21 protein-coding genes are annotated in these 23,319 nt (G+C 70.9%); 12 read left to right on the top strand and 9 right to left on the bottom strand.

The window, feature by feature from the left end; genetic code table 11:
- Positions 1-72: 72 nt before the first annotated feature.
- On the top strand, positions 73-1,272 hold the full coding sequence (locus tag ACFY1L_RS51175) for a MarP family serine protease (protein ID WP_388842133.1): 1,200 nt from the start codon (positions 73-75) through the stop codon (positions 1,270-1,272).
- A 36-nt stretch (positions 1,273-1,308) separates the two neighbouring features.
- Here ACFY1L_RS51175 and ACFY1L_RS51170 read toward each other — a convergent pair whose 3' ends face one another.
- The 6 genes from ACFY1L_RS51170 to ACFY1L_RS51145 all read right to left on the bottom strand — a co-directional run bounded on the left by ACFY1L_RS51170 (position 1,309) and on the right by ACFY1L_RS51145 (position 9,344).
- Positions 1,309-1,491: a hypothetical protein gene (locus ACFY1L_RS51170; protein ID WP_078912721.1), complete on the bottom strand. Its 183-nt coding sequence runs from the start codon at positions 1,489-1,491 to the stop codon at positions 1,309-1,311.
- A 127-nt stretch (positions 1,492-1,618) separates the two neighbouring features.
- Positions 1,619-2,587, bottom strand: a complete 969-nt coding sequence (locus ACFY1L_RS51165) for an alpha/beta fold hydrolase (protein WP_388842130.1) — start codon at positions 2,585-2,587, stop codon at positions 1,619-1,621.
- On the bottom strand, positions 2,584-3,099 hold the full coding sequence (locus ACFY1L_RS51160; protein WP_388842128.1) for a phage holin family protein: 516 nt from the start codon (positions 3,097-3,099) through the stop codon (positions 2,584-2,586). The genes ACFY1L_RS51165 and ACFY1L_RS51160 overlap by 4 nt, the downstream gene beginning before the upstream one ends.
- A gap of 40 nt (positions 3,100-3,139) precedes the next feature.
- Positions 3,140-4,576, bottom strand: coding sequence for a Na+/H+ antiporter NhaA (gene nhaA / locus ACFY1L_RS51155; RefSeq protein ID WP_388842126.1), 1,437 nt, complete (start codon positions 4,574-4,576; stop codon positions 3,140-3,142).
- A gap of 149 nt (positions 4,577-4,725) precedes the next feature.
- Complete coding sequence (gene acs / locus ACFY1L_RS51150; protein WP_388842124.1) at positions 4,726-6,684, bottom strand: acetate--CoA ligase; 1,959 nt, start codon at positions 6,682-6,684, stop codon at positions 4,726-4,728.
- A gap of 215 nt (positions 6,685-6,899) precedes the next feature.
- Positions 6,900-9,344 carry a bifunctional SulP family inorganic anion transporter/carbonic anhydrase gene (locus ACFY1L_RS51145; RefSeq protein WP_388842122.1) on the bottom strand — a complete coding sequence of 815 codons (2,445 nt, stop codon included), beginning with the start codon at positions 9,342-9,344 and terminating at the stop codon, positions 6,900-6,902.
- Between the two features lie 348 nt (positions 9,345-9,692).
- Between ACFY1L_RS51145 and ACFY1L_RS51140 the strand changes: the two genes are divergently transcribed.
- Positions 9,693-10,964, top strand: coding sequence for a hypothetical protein (locus ACFY1L_RS51140; RefSeq protein WP_388842120.1), 1,272 nt, complete (start codon positions 9,693-9,695; stop codon positions 10,962-10,964).
- Between the two features lie 6 nt (positions 10,965-10,970).
- Here the strand turns inward: ACFY1L_RS51140 and ACFY1L_RS51135 are convergent, their stop codons facing one another.
- Positions 10,971-11,951, bottom strand: coding sequence for an ATP-binding protein (locus tag ACFY1L_RS51135; RefSeq protein WP_388842118.1), 981 nt, complete (start codon positions 11,949-11,951; stop codon positions 10,971-10,973).
- Positions 11,952-12,052: 101 nt separating this feature from the next.
- Here ACFY1L_RS51135 and ACFY1L_RS51130 point away from each other — a divergent pair, with 101 nt between their 5' ends.
- Positions 12,053-12,877 (top strand): oxidoreductase, encoded by an 825-nt coding sequence (locus tag ACFY1L_RS51130; RefSeq protein WP_388842116.1) that lies wholly within the window; start codon positions 12,053-12,055, stop codon positions 12,875-12,877.
- Positions 12,878-13,257: 380 nt separating this feature from the next.
- Here the strand turns inward: ACFY1L_RS51130 and ACFY1L_RS51125 are convergent, their stop codons facing one another.
- Positions 13,258-14,103 (bottom strand): HAD family hydrolase, encoded by an 846-nt coding sequence (locus ACFY1L_RS51125; protein WP_388842114.1) that lies wholly within the window; start codon positions 14,101-14,103, stop codon positions 13,258-13,260.
- A gap of 565 nt (positions 14,104-14,668) precedes the next feature.
- Here ACFY1L_RS51125 and ssd point away from each other — a divergent pair.
- The 7 genes from ssd (at position 14,669) to ACFY1L_RS51090 (ending at position 19,697) form a co-directional block, all read left to right on the top strand.
- A complete protein-coding gene (gene ssd / locus ACFY1L_RS51120; protein ID WP_388842112.1) occupies positions 14,669-15,781 on the top strand; it encodes a septum site-determining protein Ssd in 1,113 nt (370 codons plus the stop codon).
- Positions 15,778-17,022: a TadA family conjugal transfer-associated ATPase gene (locus ACFY1L_RS51115; RefSeq protein WP_388842110.1), complete on the top strand. Its 1,245-nt coding sequence runs from the start codon at positions 15,778-15,780 to the stop codon at positions 17,020-17,022. The genes ssd and ACFY1L_RS51115 overlap by 4 nt, the downstream gene beginning before the upstream one ends.
- Positions 17,015-17,875 carry a type II secretion system F family protein gene (locus tag ACFY1L_RS51110; RefSeq protein ID WP_388842108.1) on the top strand — a complete coding sequence of 287 codons (861 nt, stop codon included), beginning with the start codon at positions 17,015-17,017 and terminating at the stop codon, positions 17,873-17,875. Before ACFY1L_RS51115 ends, ACFY1L_RS51110 begins: the two co-directional genes overlap by 8 nt.
- The gene (locus ACFY1L_RS51105; RefSeq protein ID WP_388842106.1) at positions 17,872-18,660 is read left to right on the top strand and encodes a type II secretion system F family protein; all 789 of its coding nucleotides are present in this window, start codon (positions 17,872-17,874) and stop codon (positions 18,658-18,660) included. The genes ACFY1L_RS51110 and ACFY1L_RS51105 overlap by 4 nt, the downstream gene beginning before the upstream one ends.
- Positions 18,661-18,731: 71 nt before the next feature.
- Positions 18,732-18,941 carry a DUF4244 domain-containing protein gene (locus ACFY1L_RS51100; protein ID WP_361275033.1) on the top strand — a complete coding sequence of 70 codons (210 nt, stop codon included), beginning with the start codon at positions 18,732-18,734 and terminating at the stop codon, positions 18,939-18,941.
- The gene (locus ACFY1L_RS51095) at positions 18,928-19,284 is read left to right on the top strand and encodes a TadE family type IV pilus minor pilin (RefSeq protein ID WP_388842103.1); all 357 of its coding nucleotides are present in this window, start codon (positions 18,928-18,930) and stop codon (positions 19,282-19,284) included. The genes ACFY1L_RS51100 and ACFY1L_RS51095 overlap by 14 nt, the downstream gene beginning before the upstream one ends.
- Positions 19,281-19,697, top strand: coding sequence for an Rv3654c family TadE-like protein (locus tag ACFY1L_RS51090; protein ID WP_388842101.1), 417 nt, complete (start codon positions 19,281-19,283; stop codon positions 19,695-19,697). The genes ACFY1L_RS51095 and ACFY1L_RS51090 overlap by 4 nt, the downstream gene beginning before the upstream one ends.
- Here the strand turns inward: ACFY1L_RS51090 and ACFY1L_RS51085 are convergent.
- A complete protein-coding gene (locus ACFY1L_RS51085) occupies positions 19,606-22,035 on the bottom strand; it encodes a DEAD/DEAH box helicase (RefSeq protein WP_388842099.1) in 2,430 nt (809 codons plus the stop codon). The genes ACFY1L_RS51090 and ACFY1L_RS51085 overlap by 92 nt on opposite strands.
- 161 nt (positions 22,036-22,196) lie before the next feature.
- Here ACFY1L_RS51085 and bldG point away from each other — a divergent pair, with 161 nt between their 5' ends.
- Both bldG and ACFY1L_RS51075 read left to right on the top strand, forming a co-directional pair.
- Positions 22,197-22,538: an anti-sigma factor antagonist BldG gene (gene bldG / locus ACFY1L_RS51080; protein WP_003975386.1), complete on the top strand. Its 342-nt coding sequence runs from the start codon at positions 22,197-22,199 to the stop codon at positions 22,536-22,538.
- 117 nt (positions 22,539-22,655) lie between these two features.
- Positions 22,656-23,087: an ATP-binding protein gene (locus ACFY1L_RS51075; RefSeq protein WP_388842097.1), complete on the top strand. Its 432-nt coding sequence runs from the start codon at positions 22,656-22,658 to the stop codon at positions 23,085-23,087.
- Positions 23,088-23,319: the final 232 nt, after the last annotated feature.

Below are 23,319 nucleotides of genomic sequence, written 5' to 3'. Positions count from 1 at the left end.
GCCGCTGCGCGGCGGGCCAGACCCCCGGCCGACCTGTAGTGAGCGCGAAGTGATGAGGCGAGGCTTGAACCGGTGAACGTGCTGGACATCCTGTTGCTGGTCGCTGCCGTCTGGTTCGCGATCGTCGGCTATCGCCAGGGCTTCGTCGTCGGCATCCTGTCGGTGATCGGGTTCCTGGGCGGCGGTCTCGTCGCCGTCTACACACTGCCCGTCATCTGGGACGCGCTGACCGACAACGCCGAGGTGAGCACCACTGCCGCCGTCGTCGCGGTCGTCGTCGTCATCGTCTGCGCCTCGGTCGGCCAGGCCCTGACCACCCACCTCGGCAACAAGCTGCGCCGGTACATCACCTGGTCCCCGGCCCGCGCCCTGGACGCCACCGGCGGCGCCCTCGTCAACGTGGTCGCGATGCTGCTGGTCGCCTGGCTGATCGGCTCGGCCCTCGCGGGCACCACGCTGCCGACCCTCGGCAAGGAGGTCCGCAGCTCCAAGGTGCTCCTCGGCGTCTCCCGGGCCCTGCCCGACCAGGCCGACACCTGGTTCGCGGACTTCTCCTCGGTCCTCGCGCAGAACGGCTTCCCGCAGGTCTTCAGCCCGTTCTCGAACGAGCCCATCACCGACGTCCAGCCCCCGGACCCGGCCCTCGCGAACAGCCCCGTCGCCACGCGCGCGCAGAAGTCCATCGTCAAGGTCATGGGCACCGCCCAGAGCTGCGGCAAGGTCCTGGAGGGCACCGGCTTCGTCTTCGGCGACCGCCGCGTCATGACCAACGCGCACGTGGTCGGCGGCGTCGACGAGCCCACCGTCCAGATAGGCGGCGAGGGCCGGAAGTACGACGCGAAGGTCGTCCTCTACGACTGGCACCGCGACATCGCCGTACTCGACGTACCCGATCTCAAGGCGCCCGCCCTGAAGTTCACGTCCACGGACGCGAAGAGCGGCGACAGCGCGATCATCGCCGGCTTCCCGGAGAACGGCTCGTACGACGTCCGTGCCGCACGCGTGCGTGGCCGCATTCCGGCCAACGGCCCGGACATCTACCACCGCGGCACCGTCCGCCGTGACGTCTACTCGCTCTACGCGACCGTCCGCCAGGGCAACTCCGGCGGCCCGCTGCTCACGCCCGAGGGCCATGTGTACGGCGTGGTCTTCGCGAAGTCCCTGGACGACGCCGACACCGGCTATGCGCTCACCTCGGACGAGATCCAGGAGGACATCGTCAAGGGGCGTACCGCGAACCAGCAGGTGGACAGCGACAGCTGCGCACTGTGAGCCCGGCGTCCGGACGCAAGAAGTAAGGGGGGCGGGTCAGCCCCTGGGATGACGCAGGCGTACCGAGACCCAGCGGGCCCGGCGGCGCAGAATGCGCGGGATGCCCACCCGGAGATCCGTGCCCGCCATCTGCGGCGCACCGCCTCGTTGGTGGGAGCTCAGGCCACTGGCCGAGCGGCGGTTGCGTGCTGCGTCACTGTAGTCGTGCGTCCAGCCCATACCCCGACGTCTGCCCCTGCCCCAAGGTCGATAACCGCCCCCTGGGCCCCCAATTGGCCTATGCGCCAGGCAATTGGCTGTTCGTAGGACAGTTGTTCAGTTCCGGATACCGGGCGCATCGGCTCGGTCACCGATCGGGTTCGGGATCTTTCAGCCAATTGACCAGTTCTGTACTGAAAGTGACCGGATCTTCCTCGTGCGGGAAGTGGCCGAGTCCGTCGAACAGCCGCCAGCGGTACGGGGCTTCGACGTACTCCCCGGATCCGGCCGCGCTCCGTGTGCGCATCACGGGGTCGAGCGAGCCGTGGAGGTGGAGGGTCGGGACCCGCAGCGGGCGCTTCATGCGGCGGTTGAACTGGATGCCGTCAGGGCGGGCGATGGAGCGGACCATCCAGCGGTACGGCTCGATCGAGCAGTGCGCCGTCGACGGGATGCACATCGCGCGGCGGTACGTGTCCAGGGCCTTGTCGTCCGGCAGGTTCGGCCCGGACCAGTCCCGGATCAGCTCGGCCACGAGCTCCCCGTCGTCCGCGGTCAGCTGCCGCTCGGGGATCCAGGGCCGCTGGAACCCCCAGATGTAGGAGCCCGCCCGCGACTGCTTGACGTCGGAGAGCATCGCCGAGCGCCAGCGCCGGGGGTGCGGCATCGACGCGACCGCGAGCCGGCGCACCAGCTTGGGGCGCATCACGGCCGCCGTCCACGCCAGATATCCGCCCAGGTCGTGGCCGACCAGCGCGGCGTCCGGCTCGCCGAGGGAGCGGATCACGCCGGTGATGTCGAGGGCGAGGTTGGCCGGGTCGTAGCCGCGCGGTGTGCGGTCGCTGCCGCCGACTCCGCGCAGGTCCATGGCCACGGCCCGGAAGCCCGCGTCGGCGAGTGCGCTCAGCTGGTGCCGCCAGGTCCACCAGAACTGCGGGAAGCCGTGCAGCAGCAGGACCAGCGGCCCGTCGCCGACCTCGGCGATGTGGAAGCGGGCGCCGTTGGCGGCCACATCCCGGTGGGTCACCTTGGTTCCGTCGGGCAGGACGTCCGGCCGTACGACCGAAGTGGGTTGCGCCGAAGGTGAATGCCCCGCAGGGATGGACGAGTCCGTCATGAGGACGAGCGTGCCACAGCCTCGATGGCCTCGGGGGCCCGGTCCTCGATCGCCTTGGGCTCGGGCCGCGGGTGCGGCTTGGCCTTCTGCAGGACGCCCGCGGTCTCCTTCATGGACGCGGCCACCTTCTGCGGGCCCTTGCCCTTCTTGGCCTTCTTCGCGAAGACGACGCCGACCAGGGCGAGGAGACCGGCGATGAGGACGTTGGCCGCGAAGGACAACAGGAAGCACCAGCCGAGGTTCCAGCCGCCCTGGCCGTTGTGACCGCCCGTCCAGGCGTGGATCCCGTACGCCAGCGCGAAGTTGAGCATCGGCAGGGAGAACACCAGGACCGCGCCGGCCACGGTGAACGCGCCGCCGCTCGTCGCGCCGCGCTTCACGTCCTGCTTGAGCTGCGCCTTGGCCAGCGCGATCTCGTCGTGCACCAGCGCCGACAATTCGGTCGTCGCCGAGGCGAACAGCTGGCCGATGCTGCGTTCGGCGCCGACCGGGCTGCCGTCGGGTGCGCTCATCGCGGTCTCCCTCACTCTCTTTTTGTACCGTCTCGTCAGATCATGCCGGACGGCCGTCCTCGTCGCCTGCCCCGCCCGGCACTTCGGCAAGCGCGCGTCGCTCGGCGGCCTTCAGTTCGGCGATCCGGCGGTGCTCTGCGGCCTTGCCCTCGTAGATGGCCGCCATCCGCAGGTGGTACTCCGGGTCGTCCTGCTCGTAGATGTCCGGGATGCCGTCGAGGTCCTCGTCGCGCTCCTCGGCCTCGCACAGCCTGCGGTACTTGGCGTTCCGTATCTTCAGCAGCACTGTCGCGAGCACGGCAGCCATCAGGGACCCGGTGAGTACGGCTGCTTTGACCTCGCCGGTCAGTACGGCGTCCCCGTCGAAGGCCAGCTCGCCGATGAGCAGCGACACGGTGAAGCCGATGCCGGCCAGCGTGGCCACCGCGAACACGTCGGCCCAGGCGAGGTCGTCGCTGAGCGAGGCCCGGGTGAAACGGGCCGTCAGCCATGTACCGCCGAAGATCCCGAGCGACTTGCCGACGACGAGCCCGAGGACGACACCGAGGGTCTCCGGCTTGGTGAACACATCGCCGATCGCCCCGCCCGAGACGGCGACACCGGCGCTGAACAGGGCGAACAGCGGCACGGCCAGCCCCGCCGACAGGGGACGTACGAGATGCTCGATGTGCTCGCCGGGGGAGTGCTGCTCGCCCTCGCGGGGCGTGCAGCGCAGCATCAGGCCCATGGCGACGCCCGCGATGGTCGCGTGGATGCCGCTGTTGTACATCAGCGCCCAGATGACGAGCGCGAGGGGGACGTACACGTACCAGCCGCGTACGCCCTTCCTGAGCAGCAGCCAGAAGACGGCGAGGCCCACGACGGCGCCGCCGAGCGCGGCGAAGTCGATGGTGCTCGTGAAGAACACCGCGATGATCAGGATCGCGAAGAGGTCGTCGACGACGGCGAGGGTGAGCAGGAAGGCGCGCAGGGCGCTCGGCAGGGATGTGCCGATGACGGCGAGCACGGCCAGCGCGAAGGCGATGTCGGTGGCCGTGGGCACCGCCCAGCCCGCGAGTGATCCGCCGCCGGTGGTGTTGGTGAGGGTGTAGACGAGCGCCGGTACGACCATGCCGCACAGGGCGGCGACGACCGGCAGCGCGGCCGCCTTGGGATCCCGGAGGTCACCGGCGACCAGTTCGCGCTTGAGCTCGATGCCGGCGACGAAGAAGAAGACCGCGAGGAGGCCGTCCGCGGCCCAGTGCGCGACCGACAGGTTCAGGCCGAGGGCCTCGGGGCCGAAGTGGAAGTGGCTGACGCTCTCGTAACTGCTGTGCAGCGCGGGTACGTTCGCCCAGATCAGCGCCGTGACGGTGGCCACGAGCAGCAGCACACCGCCGACGGTTTCGGTGCGCAGCGCGTCCGCGACGAAGTTCCGCTCGGGCAGCGACAGCCGTCCGAAGAGCTTGCGGGCGGGGGTGGTGCGGGGCGCGGCCACGGGGGAGACCTCCGGTCGGTGGGCAGGGCGGAGCTACTTGCCGACCAGACTTCCCGGCACACCTTGAGGGTCACGTTTGTTTTGCTTAGTTTACCTAAAAGGGGCGCCCGGCGCTTTTCGCGCCGGACGCCCCTTCGGGACGGGGAGGCTCAGTCCTCGCTGGGCGCCGCCGGCAGCTTCGCCTGGATGAGGTCCATGACCGTCGAGTCCGTCAGCGTCGTCACGTCACCCAGCTGGCGGTTCTCGGCGACGTCCCGCAGCAGGCGGCGCATGATCTTGCCGGAGCGGGTCTTCGGCAGCTCGGCCACCGGCAGGATCCGCTTGGGCTTGGCGATCGGGCCGAGGGTGGTGCCGACGTGGTTGCGCAGGTCGTTGACGAGGTTGTGGTCCTCGGCGTCCGCCGTCCCGCGCAGGATGACGAAGGCGACGATCGCCTGACCGGTCGTCTCGTCCGCGGCGCCGACGACGGCCGCCTCGGCGACCGACGGGTGGGACACCAGCGCCGACTCCACCTCGGTGGTGGAGATGTTGTGCCCGGACACGAGCATGACGTCGTCCACCCGGCCCAGCAGCCAGATGTCGCCGTCGTCGTCCTTCTTCGCCCCGTCGCCGGCGAAGTACTTGCCCTCGAAGCGCGACCAGTACGTGTCGAGGAACCGCTGGTCGTCGCCCCAGATGGTGCGCAGCATCGACGGCCACGGCTCGGTGAGGACCAGGTAGCCACCGCCGCCGTTGGGCACCTCGTTCGCCTCGTCGTCCACGACGGTCGCGGAGATGCCGGGCAGCGGGGTCTGAGCCGAACCCGGCTTGGTCTCGGTGACGCCCGGCAGCGGCGAGATCATCATCGCGCCGGTCTCGGTCTGCCACCACGTGTCGACGATCGGCGTCCGGTCGCCACCGATGTTCTTCCGGTACCAGATCCAGGCCTCGGGGTTGATCGGCTCACCGACCGAACCGAGGACACGGAGGGAGGAGAGGTCGAACTTCGCGGGGATGTCGTCGCCCCACTTCATGAACGTACGAATGGCGGTGGGCGCCGTGTACAGGATCGTCACCCCATACTTCTGCACGATCTCCCAGAACCGGCCCTGGTGCGGCGTGTCCGGTGTGCCCTCGTACATGACCTGCGTCGCGCCGTTCGCCAGCGGCCCGTAGACGATGTACGAGTGCCCGGTGACCCAGCCGACGTCGGCCGTGCACCAGTACACGTCGGTCTCCGGCTTGAGGTCGAAGACGGCGTGGTGGGTGTACGCGGCCTGGGTGAGGTAGCCGCCGGAGGTGTGCAGGATGCCCTTCGGCTTACCCGTCGTACCGGACGTGTACAGGATGAACAGCGGGTGCTCGGCCTCGAACGCCTCCGGCGTGTGCTCGGCCGACTGCCGCCCGACGATCTCGTGCCACCACACGTCGCGGCTGTCGTCCCAGGCGACCTCCTGGCCGGTACGGCGGACGACCAGAACGTGCTCCACGTTGTCCACGCGCGCGATGGCGTCGTCCACGGCCGGCTTGAGCGCGGACGGCTTGCCGCGCCGGTAGCCGCCGTCGGAGGTGATGACGACCTTGGCGTCGGCGTCCTGGATACGGGTGGCGAGAGCGTCCGCCGAGAAACCGCCGAAGACGACGGAGTGCGCGGCACCGATCCGGGCGCAGGCCAGCATCGCGACCGCCGTCTCCGGGATCATCGGCATGTAGACGGCGACCCGGTCGCCCTTCCGAACTCCCAGCTCGAGCAGGGCATTTGCCGCCTTGCTCACCTCGTCCTTGAGCTCGGCGTAGGTGATCGCACGGCTGTCGCCGGGCTCGCCCTCGAAGTGGATGGCGACACGGTCGCCATGGCCCGCCTCGACATGCCGGTCCACGCAGTTGTAGGCGACATTGAGCTCGCCGTCCTTGAACCACTTGGCGAACGGCGGGTTCGACCAGTCCAGCGTCTCGGTCGGTTCCTTGGCCCAGGTCAGCCGGCGGGCCTGCTCGGCCCAGAAACCGAGCCTGTCAGCCTTGGCCTGTTCGTACGCCTCCGCAGTGACGTTGGCGCCTGCGGCCAGGTCGGCGGGGGGCGCGAACCTGCGCTCTTCCTTGAGCAGGTTGGCCAGGCTTTCGTTGCTCACGGCATCTGCCTTTCCCAGGGTGTCCGTTGTGTCCCAGGCCACAGCTCATCAGACCCGGGGGCCCGATGACAAGGGCCGACCGAGAATTGGTTTAGACCTGTTGGCGGGATGGCTGTGACCTCCGGAGTCACCCGTACCCACGGACGCCGATCGGCCGGAGTTCAGCCCTTGTAACGCCTCTCACACCCCAGTGCACCGACGTCGCGCGGTGAAGGTCACGTCTTTACCGGCCCGGGCGTGTCGGGACGGCCCGCTGCCGGACGTGCCGCCTCCACGTGGTCGAACACCTCGTCCCCGCCCGCCGCCGCGAGCAGATACGCCTGCGCCTCTCCTACGTGGAAGTACATGCCCTGCAGTTCCAGCGCACCGTCGCGCAGGGCCCGGGACACCGACTCGTGGGTGTGCAGGTGCTCCAACTGCTGGACCACGTTGGTCAGGCAGAGCTGCTCCACCGCATCGGCCGGCGCCCGGCCCGCGAGCCGTGGCCACGGCCGGCTGCCGTCGGCCATGCGCTCCAGGCTCGGCAGCCCGTGCCGCAGCCACCGCTTCAGCGGCGTCCGGGCGCCGCCGGGCTCGGAGTTGTCGGCCTCGGAGTTGAGCAGCGCCTGCATGGCCCCGCACCCGGAGTGCCCGCACACCGTGATGGACCGCACCTTCAGCACGTCCACCGCGTACTCGATCGCGGCCGCCACCGAGTCGTCGCCGCTGTCCTCGCCGGGCAGCGGAACGAGGTTGCCCACGTTGCGCACCACGAACAGGTCGCCGGGACCACTGGAGGTGATCATCGACGTCACGAGCCGCGAGTCCGCGCAGGTGAGGAAGAGCTGCGAAGGCCGCTGCCCCTCCCGGGCCAGCCGGGCCAGCTCACCCCGCACGAGCGGTGCGGTGTTGCGCTGGAACGCGCTGATACCGCGCGCCAGTTGATGTCCGCTTGGATCGCTCGTGTCCTCCGGTCCGTTCCGACCGCTGGACGGGCCGACGTGCCCCGCAGGCGGCGCGGACTGCGGATCGCACTGGTGGTTGCGCCAGGGCGTCCACGGGCGGCAGCGGCAGCCGGTCGAGGCGCCGGCCTCGTCGGTGCCGGAGGGGTCGGCGGCAGCCCAGGGCTCGGCGATGCGCACCCCGGCGCGGCGGCCGGTCAGTTCGGCGGTGCCACCCTGCGCGGTGTGCGTGTTCTGCCAGTCCTGCAGTGACTCGTACGCCGCGTGGTCCATGAACGAACCGTCCAACTCCACGACGGCGTGGGCGCCTTGGGGTACGAGATGCAGGGCCCGGCTGAGCCGTGGCACCGCGAGGAACGTCAACTGGCCCCGGACCTGTACGTGATGGACTCCTTCCTTCTCCTCGTGCGTGATGCGGGTGCGGGCGAGGCGGTGCATGGCGACGGCGACCGCCACGGCGATCCCCAGCGTCACGCCCTCCAGGACACCGAGGAGGACGACGCCGAGGGTGGTGACGGCGTAGACGAGCACCTCTCGGTGGCGGGTCACCGTGCGGATGTGGTGCAGGGACACCATCTGGATGCCGACGGCCATCACCAGGGCGGCGAGCGAGGCGAGCGGGATGAGCTCCAGGATCGGGACCATCAGCAGCGCGGCGATCAATACGAGAACGCCGTGCAGCATCGTGGAGTTCCGGCTCACGGCACCCGCGTGCACATTCGCCGAACTTCTCACGGCCACGCCCGCGACCGGCAGTCCGCCGAGGGCGCCGGAGGCGATGTTCGCGGCGCCCTGCCCGAGCAGTTCGCGGTCCAGGTCGGAGCGGCCGACGCGGGCGGTCAGGCCCGGCCGTGCGGCTGCCATCTTGTCCACGGCGACCGCGCCGAGCAGCGACTGCACGCTGCAGACCAGCGTCGTGGTGAGCACGGCCGCGGTGAGGCCCAGCACCGGGCCCTGCGGCAGCCCGGCCAGGGCGTGGCTGCTCCAGGACGGCAGGTCGACCTTGGGCAGGCTCAGCCCGGCGAGCGAGGCGGTCGCGGTGGCGCCGGCGACGGCGACGAGCGCGGTCGGGATCCTGCGCAGGGCGCGCCCCACCCGGCCGGGGATCCGCGGCCAGAGCACAAGCAGGGTCAGGGTCAGCGCGCTTACGGTCACGGCGGCGGGGTGCAGGTTCGCCAACTGGGCGGGCAGCGCACGGAGGTTGGCGAGGACGGAGCTCTGCGGGGTGCCGCCGAGCACGATGTGCAGCTGGGCGACGGCGATGGTGACGCCGATGCCGGCGAGCATGCCGTGCACGATGGCGGGACTGACCGCGAGCGCGGTCCGCGCCACGCGCAGGCAGCCCAGGCCGAGTTGGGCGAGGCCCGCGAGGACCGTGATGGCGCAGGTCGTACGCCAGCCGTAGCGGTGGATGAGATCGGCGGTGACGACCGTGAGCCCGGCGGCGGGGCCGCTGACCTGGAGCGGCGAGCCGCCGATCCGTCCGGCGACGATCCCGCCGACCGCGGCGGCGACGAGGCCGGCCTGGAGCGGGGCGCCGGTGGCGAGGGCGATGCCCAGGGACAGGGGGAGGGCGATCAGGAAGACCGCGATCGAGGCCGACACATCGGCGCCGGCGACTCGGAATCGGCGGTGCGGGCCGGACGGCGGGCTATGGGGCTGGTGGGAGTGCTTGTTCCGAGTCGGATCGGTCGTGCGGGTGGGGGTGCAGGCTGACATGTTCCCGTCTCCTCCGGGGCAGCGCGGTCGCGGATCAGGTGGTCCCCGTCGATGTGGCGGGGTCGGGTCGCGGCCGTGGGTCACGGCGTGCAGCGGCGGGATGGATCAACGCAATGAACAACGCTCGGTAAACGGATCGTAATTCAGAGTAAAGGACAGGCATAGACTTTCCTGGCAAATGGGGTAATCACTCACCCCAAAGAGTGGGACGGTCATTTGATCGGCTTGTCGTACTAATTCCTTCTCGGTCCCGTGCGACCTTGGCGGCGCTGTCGGGCCTTCCCGGCACAACACCAGAAAACGCCCTCATCAGCGTTGGCCTGAGAGAAGGAAGAAGGTGGGCGGAATATGGCCGCCACCCAGAAGATCGCCGCGGGCGTCGTGATCGCATCGGCCTGTGCCGCGTCGCTCGCCGGCTGCGCGATCGGCTCCACCGGTTCCAAGGCAGGTGCCCCCGGCCCGCAGAAGGCCAAGCCGGCCCACGCGCCGGGGAGTGCGATCCGGCTGATCGGCGACGGCTCCACGGCGTACACCGGAGCGCAGCCGCATCTGCCGAGACCGGAGCGGCTGAAGCCCGGTCAGAAGCCCCCGCAGTTCGTGGTCTTCTCCTGGGACGGTGCGGGCGAGGACAGCCAGAAGCTGTTCTCCCACTTCCGCAAGGTCGCCAAGGCCAACCACGCGACGATGACGTACTTCCTGAGCGGCGTGTACATGCTGCCGGAGGAGAAGCGTGACCTGTACAAGCCGCCGCAGCACTCGGAGGGCAGCTCCGAGATCGGCTTCAACGACGAGAAGGGCATCGCCGACACCGTCAAGCAGCTGCGCCTCGCCTGGCTTGAGGGCAACGAGATCGGCACCCACTTCAACGGTCACTTCTGCGGCAAGGACGGCGGCGTCGGCGAGTGGTCGGTCGCGGACTGGAAGGACGAGATCGCCCAGGCGAAGCGGTTCGTGAAGTCCTGGAAGACCAACACCGGCACCAGGAAGGCGGCCCCGCTGCCCTTCGACTACGACAAGGAGCTGATCGGCGCCCGCACGCCCTGTCTCGAGGGCCAGAAGAACTTCATGAAGGCCGCCCGCCGGCTGGGCTTCCGCTACGACACCAGCGGGGTCAACAACCAGGTCTGGCCGAAGAAGAGGCAGGGCCTGTGGGATCTGTCGATGCAGCTCGTGCCCTTCCCCGGGCACTCCTACGAGCAGCTCACCATGGACTACAACTTCATGGTCAACCAGTCCGGCACCAACACCCAGGGCGACCCCGACAAGTACGAGTTCTGGGGCAGGCAGATGCGCGACGGCCTGCTCAGGGGCTTCTACCGGGCCTACAACGGCAACCGTGCGCCCCTGGTCATCGGCAACCACTTCGAGTCCTGGAACGGCGGCACGTACATGCAGGCCATCGACGACGTCGTCCAGAACGTCTGCAACAAGCCCGACGTGCGGTGTGTCTCCTTCCATCAACTGGTCGACTGGCTGGACGCCCAGGACCCGCAGACCCTGGCCAAGCTGCGTTCCCTGGAGGTCGGCGAGGCCCCGAAGCAGGGCTGGGCGACCTTCCTGACGGGCCGCCCCGCTCCGGCCCCGAAGGGCGCCCCCGGCGCGCCGGGGGCCGGGCGGTAGCCGTCGTCACACGGGAGTGGTGACGCCCTCGCGGAGCACGAACCCGGGGTCGACCTGCGCCGCCAGGTCGGCCCCGGTGCGCGCGTTGCCCCACGAGCCCGCGTTCTTCAGATGGAAGTGCACCATCTGGCGCGTGTAGCGCTCCCAGTCACGCAGTTCGTACGTCGCGTCCGCGGCGACCTGAAGTGCGCGCAGGGCACGGCGGTTGGCGTCCTCCAGGAGCTCGAACCGGGGCGAGCGGCCCTTCTCCATGGCGCGTACCCAGTCCGAGTGCCCGACGGTCACCAGCAGGTCGTCCCCGACCTCGGCGCGCAGGAAGTCGAGGTCGTCCTGACCCTGCACCTTGTTGCCGACGACTTTGAGCACGACGCCGAAGTCGCGGGCGTACTCCTTGTACTGGCGATAGACGGAGACCCCCTTCCGGGTCGGCTCGGCGACGAGGAACGTGATGTCGAAGCGGGTGAACATGCCGGAGGCGAAGGAGTCCGAGCCCGCCGTCATGTCCACCACGACGTACTCGCCCTGCCCGTCCACCAGGTGGTTCAGGCACAGCTCCACCGCTCCCGTCTTGGAGTGGTAGCAGGCGACCCCCAGGTCGGCGTCGGTGAAGGGGCCGGTGACCATCAAACGGACGGCGCCGCCGTCGAGTTCCACCGGCCGGGCGCAGGCGTCGTACACCGGATTGGTCTCGCGCACCCGCAGCAGCCGCGACCCCTCGCCGGGCGGGGTCGTCTTGATCATCGTGTCGGCGGACGTGATGCGCGGGTTGGAGCCGCGCAGATGGTTCTTGATCAGCGGCAGCCGGTCGCCCATCGCGGGCAGCGCGGCGGCCTCGGCCTCGTCGAGGCCGAGTGCGGGTCCCAGGTGCTGGTTGATGTCCGCGTCGACCGCGAGGACCGGTGCGCCGGCGGCGACGAGGTGGCGGATGAACAGGGAGGACAGGGTGGTCTTGCCGCTGCCGCCCTTCCCGACGAAAGCAATTTTCATGTTCACGAAGGGTAGTCGCGAGATAGCTGTACGTGTCAGACGGGCGTGAAGAAGACCACTCATTCGTGGGGCGAGCCCCTGGGGTGGCTAGTGTCGTACTCATGAGTACGACAGGCGCGACCGCCGATCCGCTCGCGGCCCTGGGCTCGCTGCCCGGTGTGGCCGAGTCCGTGGAGTCCGTGCGCAAGGCCGTGGACCGGGTCTACGGGCACCGGGTCATGCGGCGCCGCAGCAACGAGATCACCTCCGAGGCGGCGCTGCGCGGCGCTCGCGGCTCGGGGGCACTGTCCGGCGCCGACTGGGCCCTGGAGGAGGTGCGTCGGCGTACCGACTTCAGCGGTGACGACGACGCGCGCGTAATGGGCGCGGCCCTCCGGCTGACCGCCGAGGCGGGCCAACTGCTCTCCATCTGGCGGCAGTCGCCTCTGCGGGTGCTGGCCCGGCTGCATCTGGTGGCTTCCGCGAGCAACGGCGAGGAGGTCGGGCGGCCGCGGCTGGCGGGCGAGCCGGTCGACGAGCCGCTCGTCGAGCTTCCGCTGCCGAGCGCGGACGAGGTGCACGGCCGTCTGGAGGGCCTGTCCGAGCTGATCATCGCCGGCAGTTCGGCGCCCGCCCTGGTGACGGCCGCCGTCGTCCACGGCGAGCTCCTCGCGCTGCGCCCCTTCACCTCCCACAACGGACTGGTCGCGCGCACGGCCGAGCGCATCGTCCTGGTGGGCAGTGGCCTCGACCCCAAGTCCGTCTGCCCGGCCGAGGTCGGCCACGCCGAGCTGGGGCGAGCGGCCTATCTGGCGGCGCTCGACGGCTACGCCTCCGGCACTCCCGAGGGGATGGCCGCCTGGATCGCGCACTGCGGCAAGGCGATCGAACTGGGCGCGCGTGAGTCGACGGCTGTGTGCGAGGCACTGCAGCGCGGGGCGGCGTAAAGGGCTCTTCCGGCTCCGGAAAAGGGTTGCGGCGGTACGAGTATTCGTACCGCCGCTGGCATGCTCACCGGGTTACCAAGCGTCCTCGATATATTGCCCATCAGGTCGGGAACTTCGCCCGTCACCTGGTGCGGCTGGCCCGTAATCGACGGGTCGACGTCGCGTGGGTGCTCGGTGTTCATGCTTCGGTCCGTGGGGCCAAATGCGTTATTAAGGTGATCCTCTCGGATGTCCTTGGTCTCGCGGGCCGTTAACCCCTTTGTACTCCTGGACCGAAGCAAGCGGAACCCCTGGCTGTACTTCTTTACTTTTAGTCTCAAATAGGTTGCAAACGGACGTCAGTATCTCGAACATGGCGCAACCATCTGAGAAGTGGCAGGTCAGAGGGTCGTCGCCCGGCGGCGGTTCGCGTACCAGACGAGACCCGCCGTGGCGGCCGCGGCGCCTATGGCCGCGGCCGTGACGAGGGCCGGACGGGGCGGTACGGAGAATGTCGGGATCCGCTTCTTGAGCCGTACCGGCCGGTGGAAATCGAGAATCGGCCACCCGCGCGCGAGTGCCTCGCGCCGCAGCGTCCGGTCCGGGTTCACGGCGTGCGGATGGCCCACCTCCTGCAGCATCGGCAGGTCGGTCGCCGAGTCGCTGTAGGCGTAGCAGCGCTCGAGGTCGTACCCCTCGGACCGGGCCAGTTCCTTGATCGCCTCGGCCTTCGTCGGGCCGTACGCGTAGTACTCCACCTCTCCGGTGAAGCAGCCGTCGTCGCCCACCACCATGCGGGTCGCCACCACCCGGTCGGCGCCGAGGAGTTCGCCGATCGGCTCGACCACCTCCGCGCCCGACGTGGACACGATGACGACGTCGCGGCCGGCGGTGTGGTGCTCCTCGATGAGGGAGGCGGCCTCGTCGTAGATGATCGGGTCGATCAGATCGTGCAGCGTCTCGGCGACGATCTCCTTGACCTGCTGGACGTTCCAGCCGCGGACGAGCGAGGACAGGTACTCGCGGGTCCGCTCCATCTGGTCGTGGTCCATGCCGCCGACGAGGAAGACGAACTGGGCATATGCGGTACGCAAGGCGGCCCTGCGGTTGATCAGCCCGCCTTGGTAGAACGACTTGCTGAACGTGAGCGTGCTCGACTTCGCAATGACCGTCTTGTCCAGGTCAAAGAAGGCCGCTGTGCGGGGCAAGGAGTGGTTTTCCACGCCCCGAGCATAGGCGCAGCCCATTCGGCGTAAGGTGGGGCGCGTGGGTTTGCCTGAGAGGGCTCTCGGGTACACCATGGAAGTCACGGATCGTTCGCGACCGTGCTAACCCGGTCCGGCTCCTCCCCCCCCGAGTCGGCCGTGGAGACGACCCCCACTCTCCCCCCCGGTGGGGGTCGTCGCATGTCCGGGCGGGTTTTCCTTCATCTCCTCGCGGCTGTACGGCCGTTGCGAGGCGGCTGCGGCCGCCTCTTCCGCATGCCCATGATTCGTCACTGTGCGTAGCCTTCGGGCTGCTCTGTGGAAGTCGCACAGGGGTCGGTACAGGGGTCACCGGTATGGGTGACGGCGATATTCACAACCGCCGAGTTGTCCACAGTTATCGACCAAGATCCACACGATTTCCGGGTTCGCTGCACCGTGATTCAAACGCGTCCCGCTCGCGCCGAGTTCATGACCGGTTCCGGTTTGTCGGGCGGGTTTGGCCGGTTCGTATCGGCCGTTCATATGGAGGCCGGTTGCCGGTTCTTCACACGTTTGGGAATCGCGTGGCCGCAGGGGCTGCGCGGGAGATGCAGTGCGAAGGGGGATGGAGACCGTGGCCGGAGCCGTCACACACCAACCGCCGCCGGCCGCCTCGGGGCGGCAGGCCGGACCACTGATCGTCACGGAGGACGTCGAACTGCTCGACGATCTGCTGCGCCTGTGCGCCGCGGCGGGCGCGACACCCGAGGTCCACCACTCGGTGCCGGAGCGCGCGGGCAGCTGGGAGGCCGCACCACTCGTCCTGGTCGGCGACGACGCGGCGCGGCGCGTGCGCGGGGCCGCGCGCAGACGAGGAGTGGTGCTGGTCGGCCGCGACCAGGACGACTCCGGGGTCTGGCGCCGGGCCGTCGAGATCGGCGCCGACCACGTCCTGATGCTGCCCGACGGGGAGCAGTGGCTGGTCGACCGCATCGCCGACGTGGCCGAGGGCGTCGGCCGGCCCGCTCTCACCGTGGGCGTCATCGGCGGCCGCGGCGGGGCCGGAGCGTCCACGCTCGCGTGCGCTCTCGCCGTCACCTCCGCGCGTGAGGGGCTGCGCACCCTGCTGGTGGACGCCGACCCGCTGGGCGGCGGACTGGACGTACTCCTGGGCGGTGAGGCCGCTGAGGGACTGCGCTGGCCCGCCTTCGCCGCCTCGCGCGGGCGGGTCGGCGGCGGCGCCCTGGAGGAGTCGCTGCCGGAGCTCCACTCCCTACGGGTCCTCAGTTGGGACCGCGGCGACCGCATCGCCGTCCCGGCGCAGGCCGTGCGGGCGGTGCTGGCGGCGGCCCGGCGGCGGGGCGGCACGGTCGTCGTGGACCTGCCGCGGCGCGTCGACGACGGGGTCGCCGAGGCCCTCGCCCAGCTCGACCTCGGGCTCCTGGTGGTCCCCGGCGAACTGCGCGCCGTCGCGGCGGCCGGGAGGGTGGCGTCCGCCGTCGGCATGGTCCTGCGCGACCTGCGGGTCGCGGTACGGGGGCCGTACGCGCCCGGACTCGACGACCGCGAGGTGGCCCGGCTGCTCGGCCTGCCCCTGGCCGGCGAGCTGCCGGTGGAGTCGGGGCTGCTGCGCCCCGGAGAGGGCAAGGAACCGCCCGGCGCGGGCGGCCGCGGGCCCTTGGCGCGCTTCTGCAGGGAGTTCTGGGAGCGGGCGCTGGTCGAAGCAGGTGGCGCATGAGCGCGTATACCGGGCTCGATCGGGTGGGTGTTTCGGGCGGTGCGGCGGCATCCTCGGGGATCGTTCCGGACCCGTCCACGGGGCTCCTCGACGGCGTACGGCAGTGGCTGGTGGAGAGCGGGGCCGAGCCGACGCCCGCGCGGGTGGCGCAGGCCCTGCGGGAGCAGGGGCGGGTGCTCGGGGACGCCGAAGTCCTCGGGGCGGCCGAGCAGTTGCGGTCCGAACTCGTCGGCAGTGGACCGTTGGAGCCGCTGCTCGCCGATCCGTCGGTGACCGACGTTCTCGTGTCGGCACCGGACCGGGTCTGGGTGGACCGGGGCGGCGGGCTGGAGCTCACGTCGGTCTCCTTCCCGGACGCGGCGGCCGTACGACGCCTCGCACAGCGCCTGGCCGCGGTGGCCGGACGGCGGCTGGACGACGCGCGGCCTTGGGCCGATGCGCGGCTGCCCGACGGGACGCGGCTGCATGCGGTGCTGCCTCCGGTGGCCGTGGGCTGTACCTGCCTGGCGCTGCGGGTCGTACGGCCGCGGGCGTTCACGCTCGACGAACTGGTCGCGGCGGGCACCGTGCCGCCCGGCGGGGACCGCGTGCTGCGGGCGCTGCTCGAGGCACGGCTGTCCTTCCTCATCAGCGGCGGCACGGGCAGCGGCAAGACGACTTTGCTGAGCGCGTTGCTGGGCCTGGTCGGGCCCGGTGAGCGGATCGTGCTCGCCGAGGACTCGGCCGAGCTGCGGCCGGACCATCCGCACGTGGTCCGGCTGGAGACCAGACCCGCCAACCAGGAGGGCGCGGGCCTCGTCACGCTCCAGGACCTGGTGCGGCAGGCACTGCGGATGCGTCCGGACCGGCTGGTCGTGGGCGAGGTGCGCGGGCCCGAAGTCGTGCATCTGCTGGCCGCGTTGAACACCGGTCACGAGGGCGGCTGCGGCACCGTGCACGCCAATGCCGCAGCCGACGTACCGGCCCGGCTGGAGGCGCTCGGTACGGCGGCCGGGCTCGACCGGGCCGCGCTGCACAGCCAGTTGGCGGCTGCGCTGTCGGTGGTGCTGCATCTCGTGCGCGATCGGACCGGGCGGCGGCGGATCGCCGAGGTGCACGTGCTGGAACGGGATCCGTCGGGGCTGGTGCGGACGGTGCCGGCGCTGCGGTGGAGCCCGGAGGCGTTCGCGTACGAGCGCGGGTGGGAACGGCTGCGGGGGCTGCTCGGCAGCGAGTCATTCGAAGGGGGAGGCCATGGGTGAGACGGCGATGGGGGCAGCCGTGCTGTGCGTCGGGGCGGCGGCCCTGCTGATGGGCGGGTGGCACTCCGGGGCACGGCGGGCGCAGCTGCTCCTCGCGGGCGGCGGGGTGGTGGGGACCGGGTCGCCTTCCTGGCGACAGACGGCCGGGGAACTGCGGCGGATCCGCGGGAACTTGCGGGCCGAGTGGTGGGCACTGGCCGTGGGGCTGGTGCTGGCGGTGCTGGGCGCGTCGGTGCTGCCGGTGGTCGCGGGGGCGGCCTGCGTGCCGCTGCTGCGGCGGGTGCGGTTGGCCGCGGAGGCCCGGCGGGCACGGGAGCGCCGTGGGGATGCGGTGATCGCGCTGTGCGGGGCGCTCGCCGGGGAGGTGCGGGCCGGGCGGCAGCCGGGAGAGGCGCTGCTGCGTGCGGCGCGGGACTCCGGCGGGCTCGGGGAGGCGCAGGCGGCGGTGCTGGCGGCGGCGCGGTTCGGCGGCGACGTCCCCGGAGCGCTCGCGACGGCGGCGGGGGAACCGGGTGCCGAGGGGCTGCTGGGCCTGGCGGCCTGCTGGCGGGTGGCCGTGGACCAGGGCGCCGGTCTCGCGGCCGGACTGGACCGGCTCGAAGGGGCGTTGCGGGCCGAGCGGGACCAACGCGCCGACCTGCGAGCGCAGTTGGCGGGAGCTCGGTCGACGGCGGTGATGCTGGCGGGGCTGCCGGTCCTGGGACTCGCCCTGGGCGCCGCCCTCGGAGCCGACCCGCTGCATGTGTTGCTGCACACCGGAGCCGGGCTGGGCTGCCTGCTGGTCGGTGGGGTGCTGGAGACCCTGGGGATGTGGTGGGCGATGCGGATCGTACGGGGAGCGGAGGCGGCGTGAGCGCGGAAGTTGTCCACAGGCTGGGGGTGGCCGTGGGGGTGTTGCTCGCCCTCGGCCGGCTGCTGCGGTGGCTGGAGGCCGTACGGCGTGAGCGAAGAGTGCGGCGAAGGCTGGCCGGCCTTGTGGCCGACGTCGAGACGAGGCGGGCCGGGCAGCGCTTCGACGTACGGGATGTCGCGCGACGGTGGCTGCCCGCGGCGGGGGTGGTGTGCGCCGGCTGGGTTCTGGTCGGCGGCCTCGTCGGCGCGGTGGTGGGGCTGGGCGTTGCGGCCGGGCTGTGGTGGTGGCGCAGGCGGCAGACGGCCGGGGGCGATGCGGTGGTGGACGACCCGGGCGAGGCGGCGCGCCAACTTCCGCTTGCGGCCGATCTGTTGGCTGCCTGTGTCGCGGCCGGTGCCGGGCCCGTGGTCGCCGCGCAGGCGGTGGGCGAGGGGCTGGGCGGCCCTGTGGGGGACGCGCTGGCGCGGGGTGCGGCCGAGGTGCGGCTCGGTGGGGAACCGGCTGAGGCCTGGCGGCGCCTCGCCGCACTGCCGGGTGCCGGAGCCCTGGCGCGGCTTCTGGAACGGGCCGACATGTCCGGGCTCCCGGCCGCCGGCCCGGCCGAGCGCCTCGCGGCGGACGCCCGGGCCGACTGGGCCCGCACCGCCACGGCACGGGCCCGGCGGGCGGCCGTCATGGTGACCGCGCCGATGGGGCTGTGCTTCCTGCCCGCGTTCATCGCGGTCGGCGTACTGCCCGTGGTGATCGGGCTCGCGGGCGGAGTGCTGGGAGGGGGTGGCGGATGACGGGGGCCCCGACGGACTGCAGGCAAGCAGAACAGAACTGAGCAACGAGACTGATCCTTACGGGGGTTGAGATGTACAAGGCGGTACGGGCACGGCTGTGTGCCCTGGTGTGCGGGGTACGGGCGGCGCGGCGGGACGCCGGGATGGTCACCTCCGAGTACGCGATGGGGATCGTGGCGGCGGTGGCGTTCGCGGTGGTCCTCTACAAGGTGGTGACGAGCGGAGCGGTGAGCGCGGAGCTGCAGGGCATCGTGAAGCAGGCGCTCGATGCGCGGATGTGAGAGGGACACGGATCAGGGGTTCGTGACCGCGGAGTCGGCAGTGGTACTGCCCGTGCTGGTGATGTTCGCGATGGCACTGGTGTGCGGGCTGCTGGTCGTGGCCGCGCAGATCCAGTGCGTGGACGCAGCGCGGACGGGAGCGCGGGCGGCGGCCCGTCAGGACCCGGCCGACTCGGTCGTCGAAGTGACGCGCGCGGCGGCACCACGCGGCGCGAGGATCACGGTCAGCCGGGAGGGAGGCCAGGTCCGTGTGACCGTCGTGGCGAAGCCGCCGGTGCTGCACGGGTTGCCCTTCGAGGTTCGGGAGGAGGCCGTGGCGGCGGCGGAGGAGACGGTTCCATGAGGGGAGACACCGTCCGGGACATGCGTTCCGATCGCGGTTCCGCCACCGTCTGGAGCGTCGGTGCGATCGCCGTCCTGTGCGTGGTGTTCGGTGTCGTGCTCGCCCTGGGCCAGGCCGTCGTGGTCCGGCACCGGGCAGCCGGCGGCGCGGACCTCGCGGCGCTCGCGGCGGCGGACCACTGGGCGGACGGCGGTCAGGCGGCCTGCGCCAGGGCCGACCGGGTGGCCCGGGCGCAGGGCACACGGCTCGTACGGTGCGTGATCGTCGGCGAGATCTCGGACGTGACGGCGGCGTCGAGGCGGGGACCGTTCGCGGCGGAGGTCAGGGCACGGGCGGGGCCTGCGGAGCCGGTGCCTCTGCCACCGCTTCCTCCCCGGGCTTCTCCTCCGGCGCCCCCCGCAACAACACCGTGAGCAACCGCACCGCGCCCCTCTTGTGCAGCGGATCGTTGCCGTTGCCGCACTTGGGGGACTGGATGCAGGACGGGCAGCCGGCCTCGCACTCGCAGGAGGCGATGGCCTGGCGGGTGGCGGTGAGCCAGGCCCGGGCGGTGTGGAAGGCGCGCTCGGCGAAGCCCGCGCCGCCCGGGTGGCCGTCGTAGACGAAGACCGTGGGCAGCAGGGTGTCGGGGTGGAGCGGGACGGAGACGCCGCCGATGTCCCAGCGGTCGCAGGTCGCGAAGAGGGGCAGCATGCCGATCGACGCGTGCTCGGCGGCGTGCAGGGCGCCGCCGAGGATCTCCGGGTTGATCCGGGCCTCGTCCAGCTGGTCCTCGGTGACCGTCCACCAGACCGCGCGCGTGCGCAGCGTACGAGGAGGGAGGTCGAGTTTCGTCTCGCCCAGTACTTCGCCGGTGATGAGCCGGCGGCGCAGGAAGGAGACCACTTGGTTGGTGACCTCGACGGAGCCGTAGCACAACCTGCCCTGGCCCCAGGGGATTTCGGTGTCCGTCTCGAGGACGGAGATGGACGTGGTGTCGCGGGCGACCGTCGAATAGGAGGGGCTCGCCTCCTCGACCAGGGCCACCGAGTCCTCCAGGTCCAGGGAGCGTACGAGATACGTACGGCCCTGGTGCAGGTGGACCGCGCCCTCGTGGACTGTCGTGTGGGCGGCGCCCGCGTCGACCGTGCCGAGCAGGCGGCCCGTGCCGGACTCGACGATCTGGACGGGGCGGCCGCCCTCGCCGCGGATGTCGGTGAGGTCGGCGGCCCGTTCCCGGCGCGTCCAGTGCCACGCCTTCGTACGGCGGCGCAGGAGCTTCGCGGCTTCCAGCTGTGGCAACAGGCTCTCGGTCTCAGGGCCGAACAACGCCAAGTCCTCGTCGGTCAAGGGCAGTTCCGCGGCGGCCGCGCACAGGTGCGGGGCCAGGACGTACGGGTTGTCCGGGTCGAGGACCGTCGACTCCACCGGCTGGTCGAACAGGGCCTCGGGGTGGTGGACCAGGAAGGTGTCCAGGGGGTCGTCACGGGCTACCAGGATTGCCAGGGCGCCTTGTCCGGAGCGGCCGGCGCGGCCCGCCTGCTGCCACAGGGACGCGCGCGTGCCCGGGTAGCCGGCGATGACCACGGCGTCCAACCCGGAGACGTCGATGCCGAGTTCGAGGGCGGTCGTCGCGGCGAGGCCCAGCAACTCTCCCGAATGGAGGGCCTGTTCCAGGGCGCGGCGCTCCTCAGGGAGGTAGCCGCCCCGATACGCCGCGACGCGTCTCGCCAGCGACCGGTCGACCTCGGCCAGGCGCTCCTGGGCGATCACCGAGATCAGCTCGGCGCCGCGCCGGGAGCGTACGAAGGCAACCGAGCGGACGCCCTGCACGGTCAGGTCCGTGAGCAGGTCCGCCGTCTCGGCGGTGGCGGTACGGCGGACCGGGGCGCCCTTCTCGCCCTGCATCTCCGTGAGCGGGGGTTCCCACAGGGCGAACACCAGTTCACCGCGGGGCGAGGCGTCGTCGGCGACCTCGACCACCGGGAGGCCGGTCAGGCGGCGGGCGGCGACCGAGGGCTCCGCGGCCGTCGCCGAGGCCAGCAGGAAGACGGGAGAGGCGCCGTAGCGGGCGCAGAGACGGCGCAGACGTCGCAGCACCTGGGCGACGTGCGAGCCGAAGACGCCGCGGTAGGTGTGGCACTCGTCGATGACGACGTACTTCAGCGACTTCAGGAAGGAGGACCAGCGGGAGTGGGACGGGAGTATCCCGCGGTGCAGCATGTCCGGGTTGGTCAGGACGTAGTTGGCGTACTGGCGGACCCATTCGCGTTCCTCGAACGGAGTGTCGCCGTCGTACACCGCTGGTCGTACGGCATTTCCCAGAGATTGTGAAAGTTCCTTCACAGAACGGCACTGGTCGGCTGCAAGCGCCTTCGTGGGGGCCAGGTACAGGGCGGTGGCGCCGCGGCCGTTCGGGGCCTCGGAGCCGTCCAGGAGCGTCGAGAACACCGGGACGAGGTACGCCAGGGACTTGCCGGACGCCGTGCCCGTGGCGACGACCACCGAGTCGCCGTCCAGCGCGTGCTCGGCGGCCCGTGCCTGGTGGGCCCAGGGATGCTCGATGCCCGCGGACTGCACCGCGGCGATGACCTCCGAGCGAATCCGGTCAGGCCAGACGGCATGCCGACCCTCTCGCGGGGGCAAGTGCTCCGTATGAGTGATGCGCGAAGCCCGGCTCGGCCCGGAGGCGAGCCGGCCCAGGACCGTGCCCGGTTCGAGCCGGGAAACGGGGTCCGTCGGGGATCGATCGGATCGGTGATTCTTGGCCATCGGCACCGAGTGTGTCACTGGCGTGACGGACAATGGGACCAAGGCGTCGTGCACGCCTGCCGTAAGTGATTGAATGCCATCGCGGCTGGCGAACCGTTCCGGGGGCTCTGCCGAGGTGTCCCGAGGGGCGACCGCTCGATTAGCAAGGTGCTGGAGGATCCGTGGACCTGTCCCTGTCGACCCGTACCGTCGGCGATCGTACGGTCGTCGAGGTCGGTGGCGAAATCGACGTATATACCGCGCCCAAGCTGCGCGAGCAGCTGGTCGAGCTGGTGAACGACGGGAGTTTCCACCTCGTCGTCGACATGGAGGGCGTGGACTTCCTCGACTCCACCGGGCTCGGCGTGCTGGTCGGCGGCCTGAAGCGGGTGCGTGCCCATGAGGGCTCGCTGCGCCTGGTCTGCAACCAGGAGCGCATTCTGAAGATCTTCCGTATCACCGGCCTCACCAAGGTGTTCCCGATCCACACCTCGGTCGAGGAAGCGGTGGCGGCCACCGACTGACCATCGGCCCGGCGGCGGGCAAGGACCGCTGCCGGGCCGGCAGACGTTCGATGAGGGGGTCCGGGCTTTCGGCGGCCCGGTCCCCCGACAGCACGCCCGTAGTTCCGAGGGGGATGCATGGCCACCGTTGAACTCCGCTTCAGCGCGCTGCCCGAGCACGTCAGGACCGCACGACTGGTGGCGGCAGCGGTGGCGCGCAGGGCAGGAGTGGACGAGGCCGTTCTCGACGAGGTCAGACTCGCCGTTGGCGAGGCCTGCACCCGTGCCGTCGGACTGCACCAGAGCGCCGGGATCACGGCGCCGGTGAAGGTGCAGCTGATCGAGGAGGAGAAGCAGTTCTCCATCGAGGTCGGCGACGAGGCGCCGCGCTCGGCACCCGGAGACCGGGCGCCGGGATCGGCCGGTGACGACGTGGAGACCGAGGAGGACGAGATGGGCCTCGCGGTCATCAGCGGCCTCGTCGACGACGTGGAGGTGACCGCCGGAGAGCACGGCGGGCAGATCCGCATGACCTGGCCGGCCACGCCGCCCACCGCGGTGCTCACCTGACTCCACCCCCCCGTACGACGTCCAAGGGCCCTGCTGAGCAGGGCCCTTGGTGTTTTTCCGGCCGTTCCCGGGAATTCGTGAAGGAATTCACGATCAATCACCTGATAATTCGATCAAGCGTCAATGCAGGCGTCAATGCCTTTGAGGCATTACCTCTTTCGGGTTCTGTGGGGTGACGTCGATCATTTGCTGAAGAGCATGTGAAGGCTAATTCCGTTTACCGTGCTCTGTT

Origin of the sequence: Streptomyces sp. NPDC001663 (assembly GCF_042893105.1) — a bacterium.
Taxonomy (GTDB): domain Bacteria; phylum Actinomycetota; class Actinomycetes; order Streptomycetales; family Streptomycetaceae; genus Streptomyces.
Note: the sequence above shows the minus strand (reverse complement) of the source record. Positions and strands in the feature narration are given on the sequence as shown.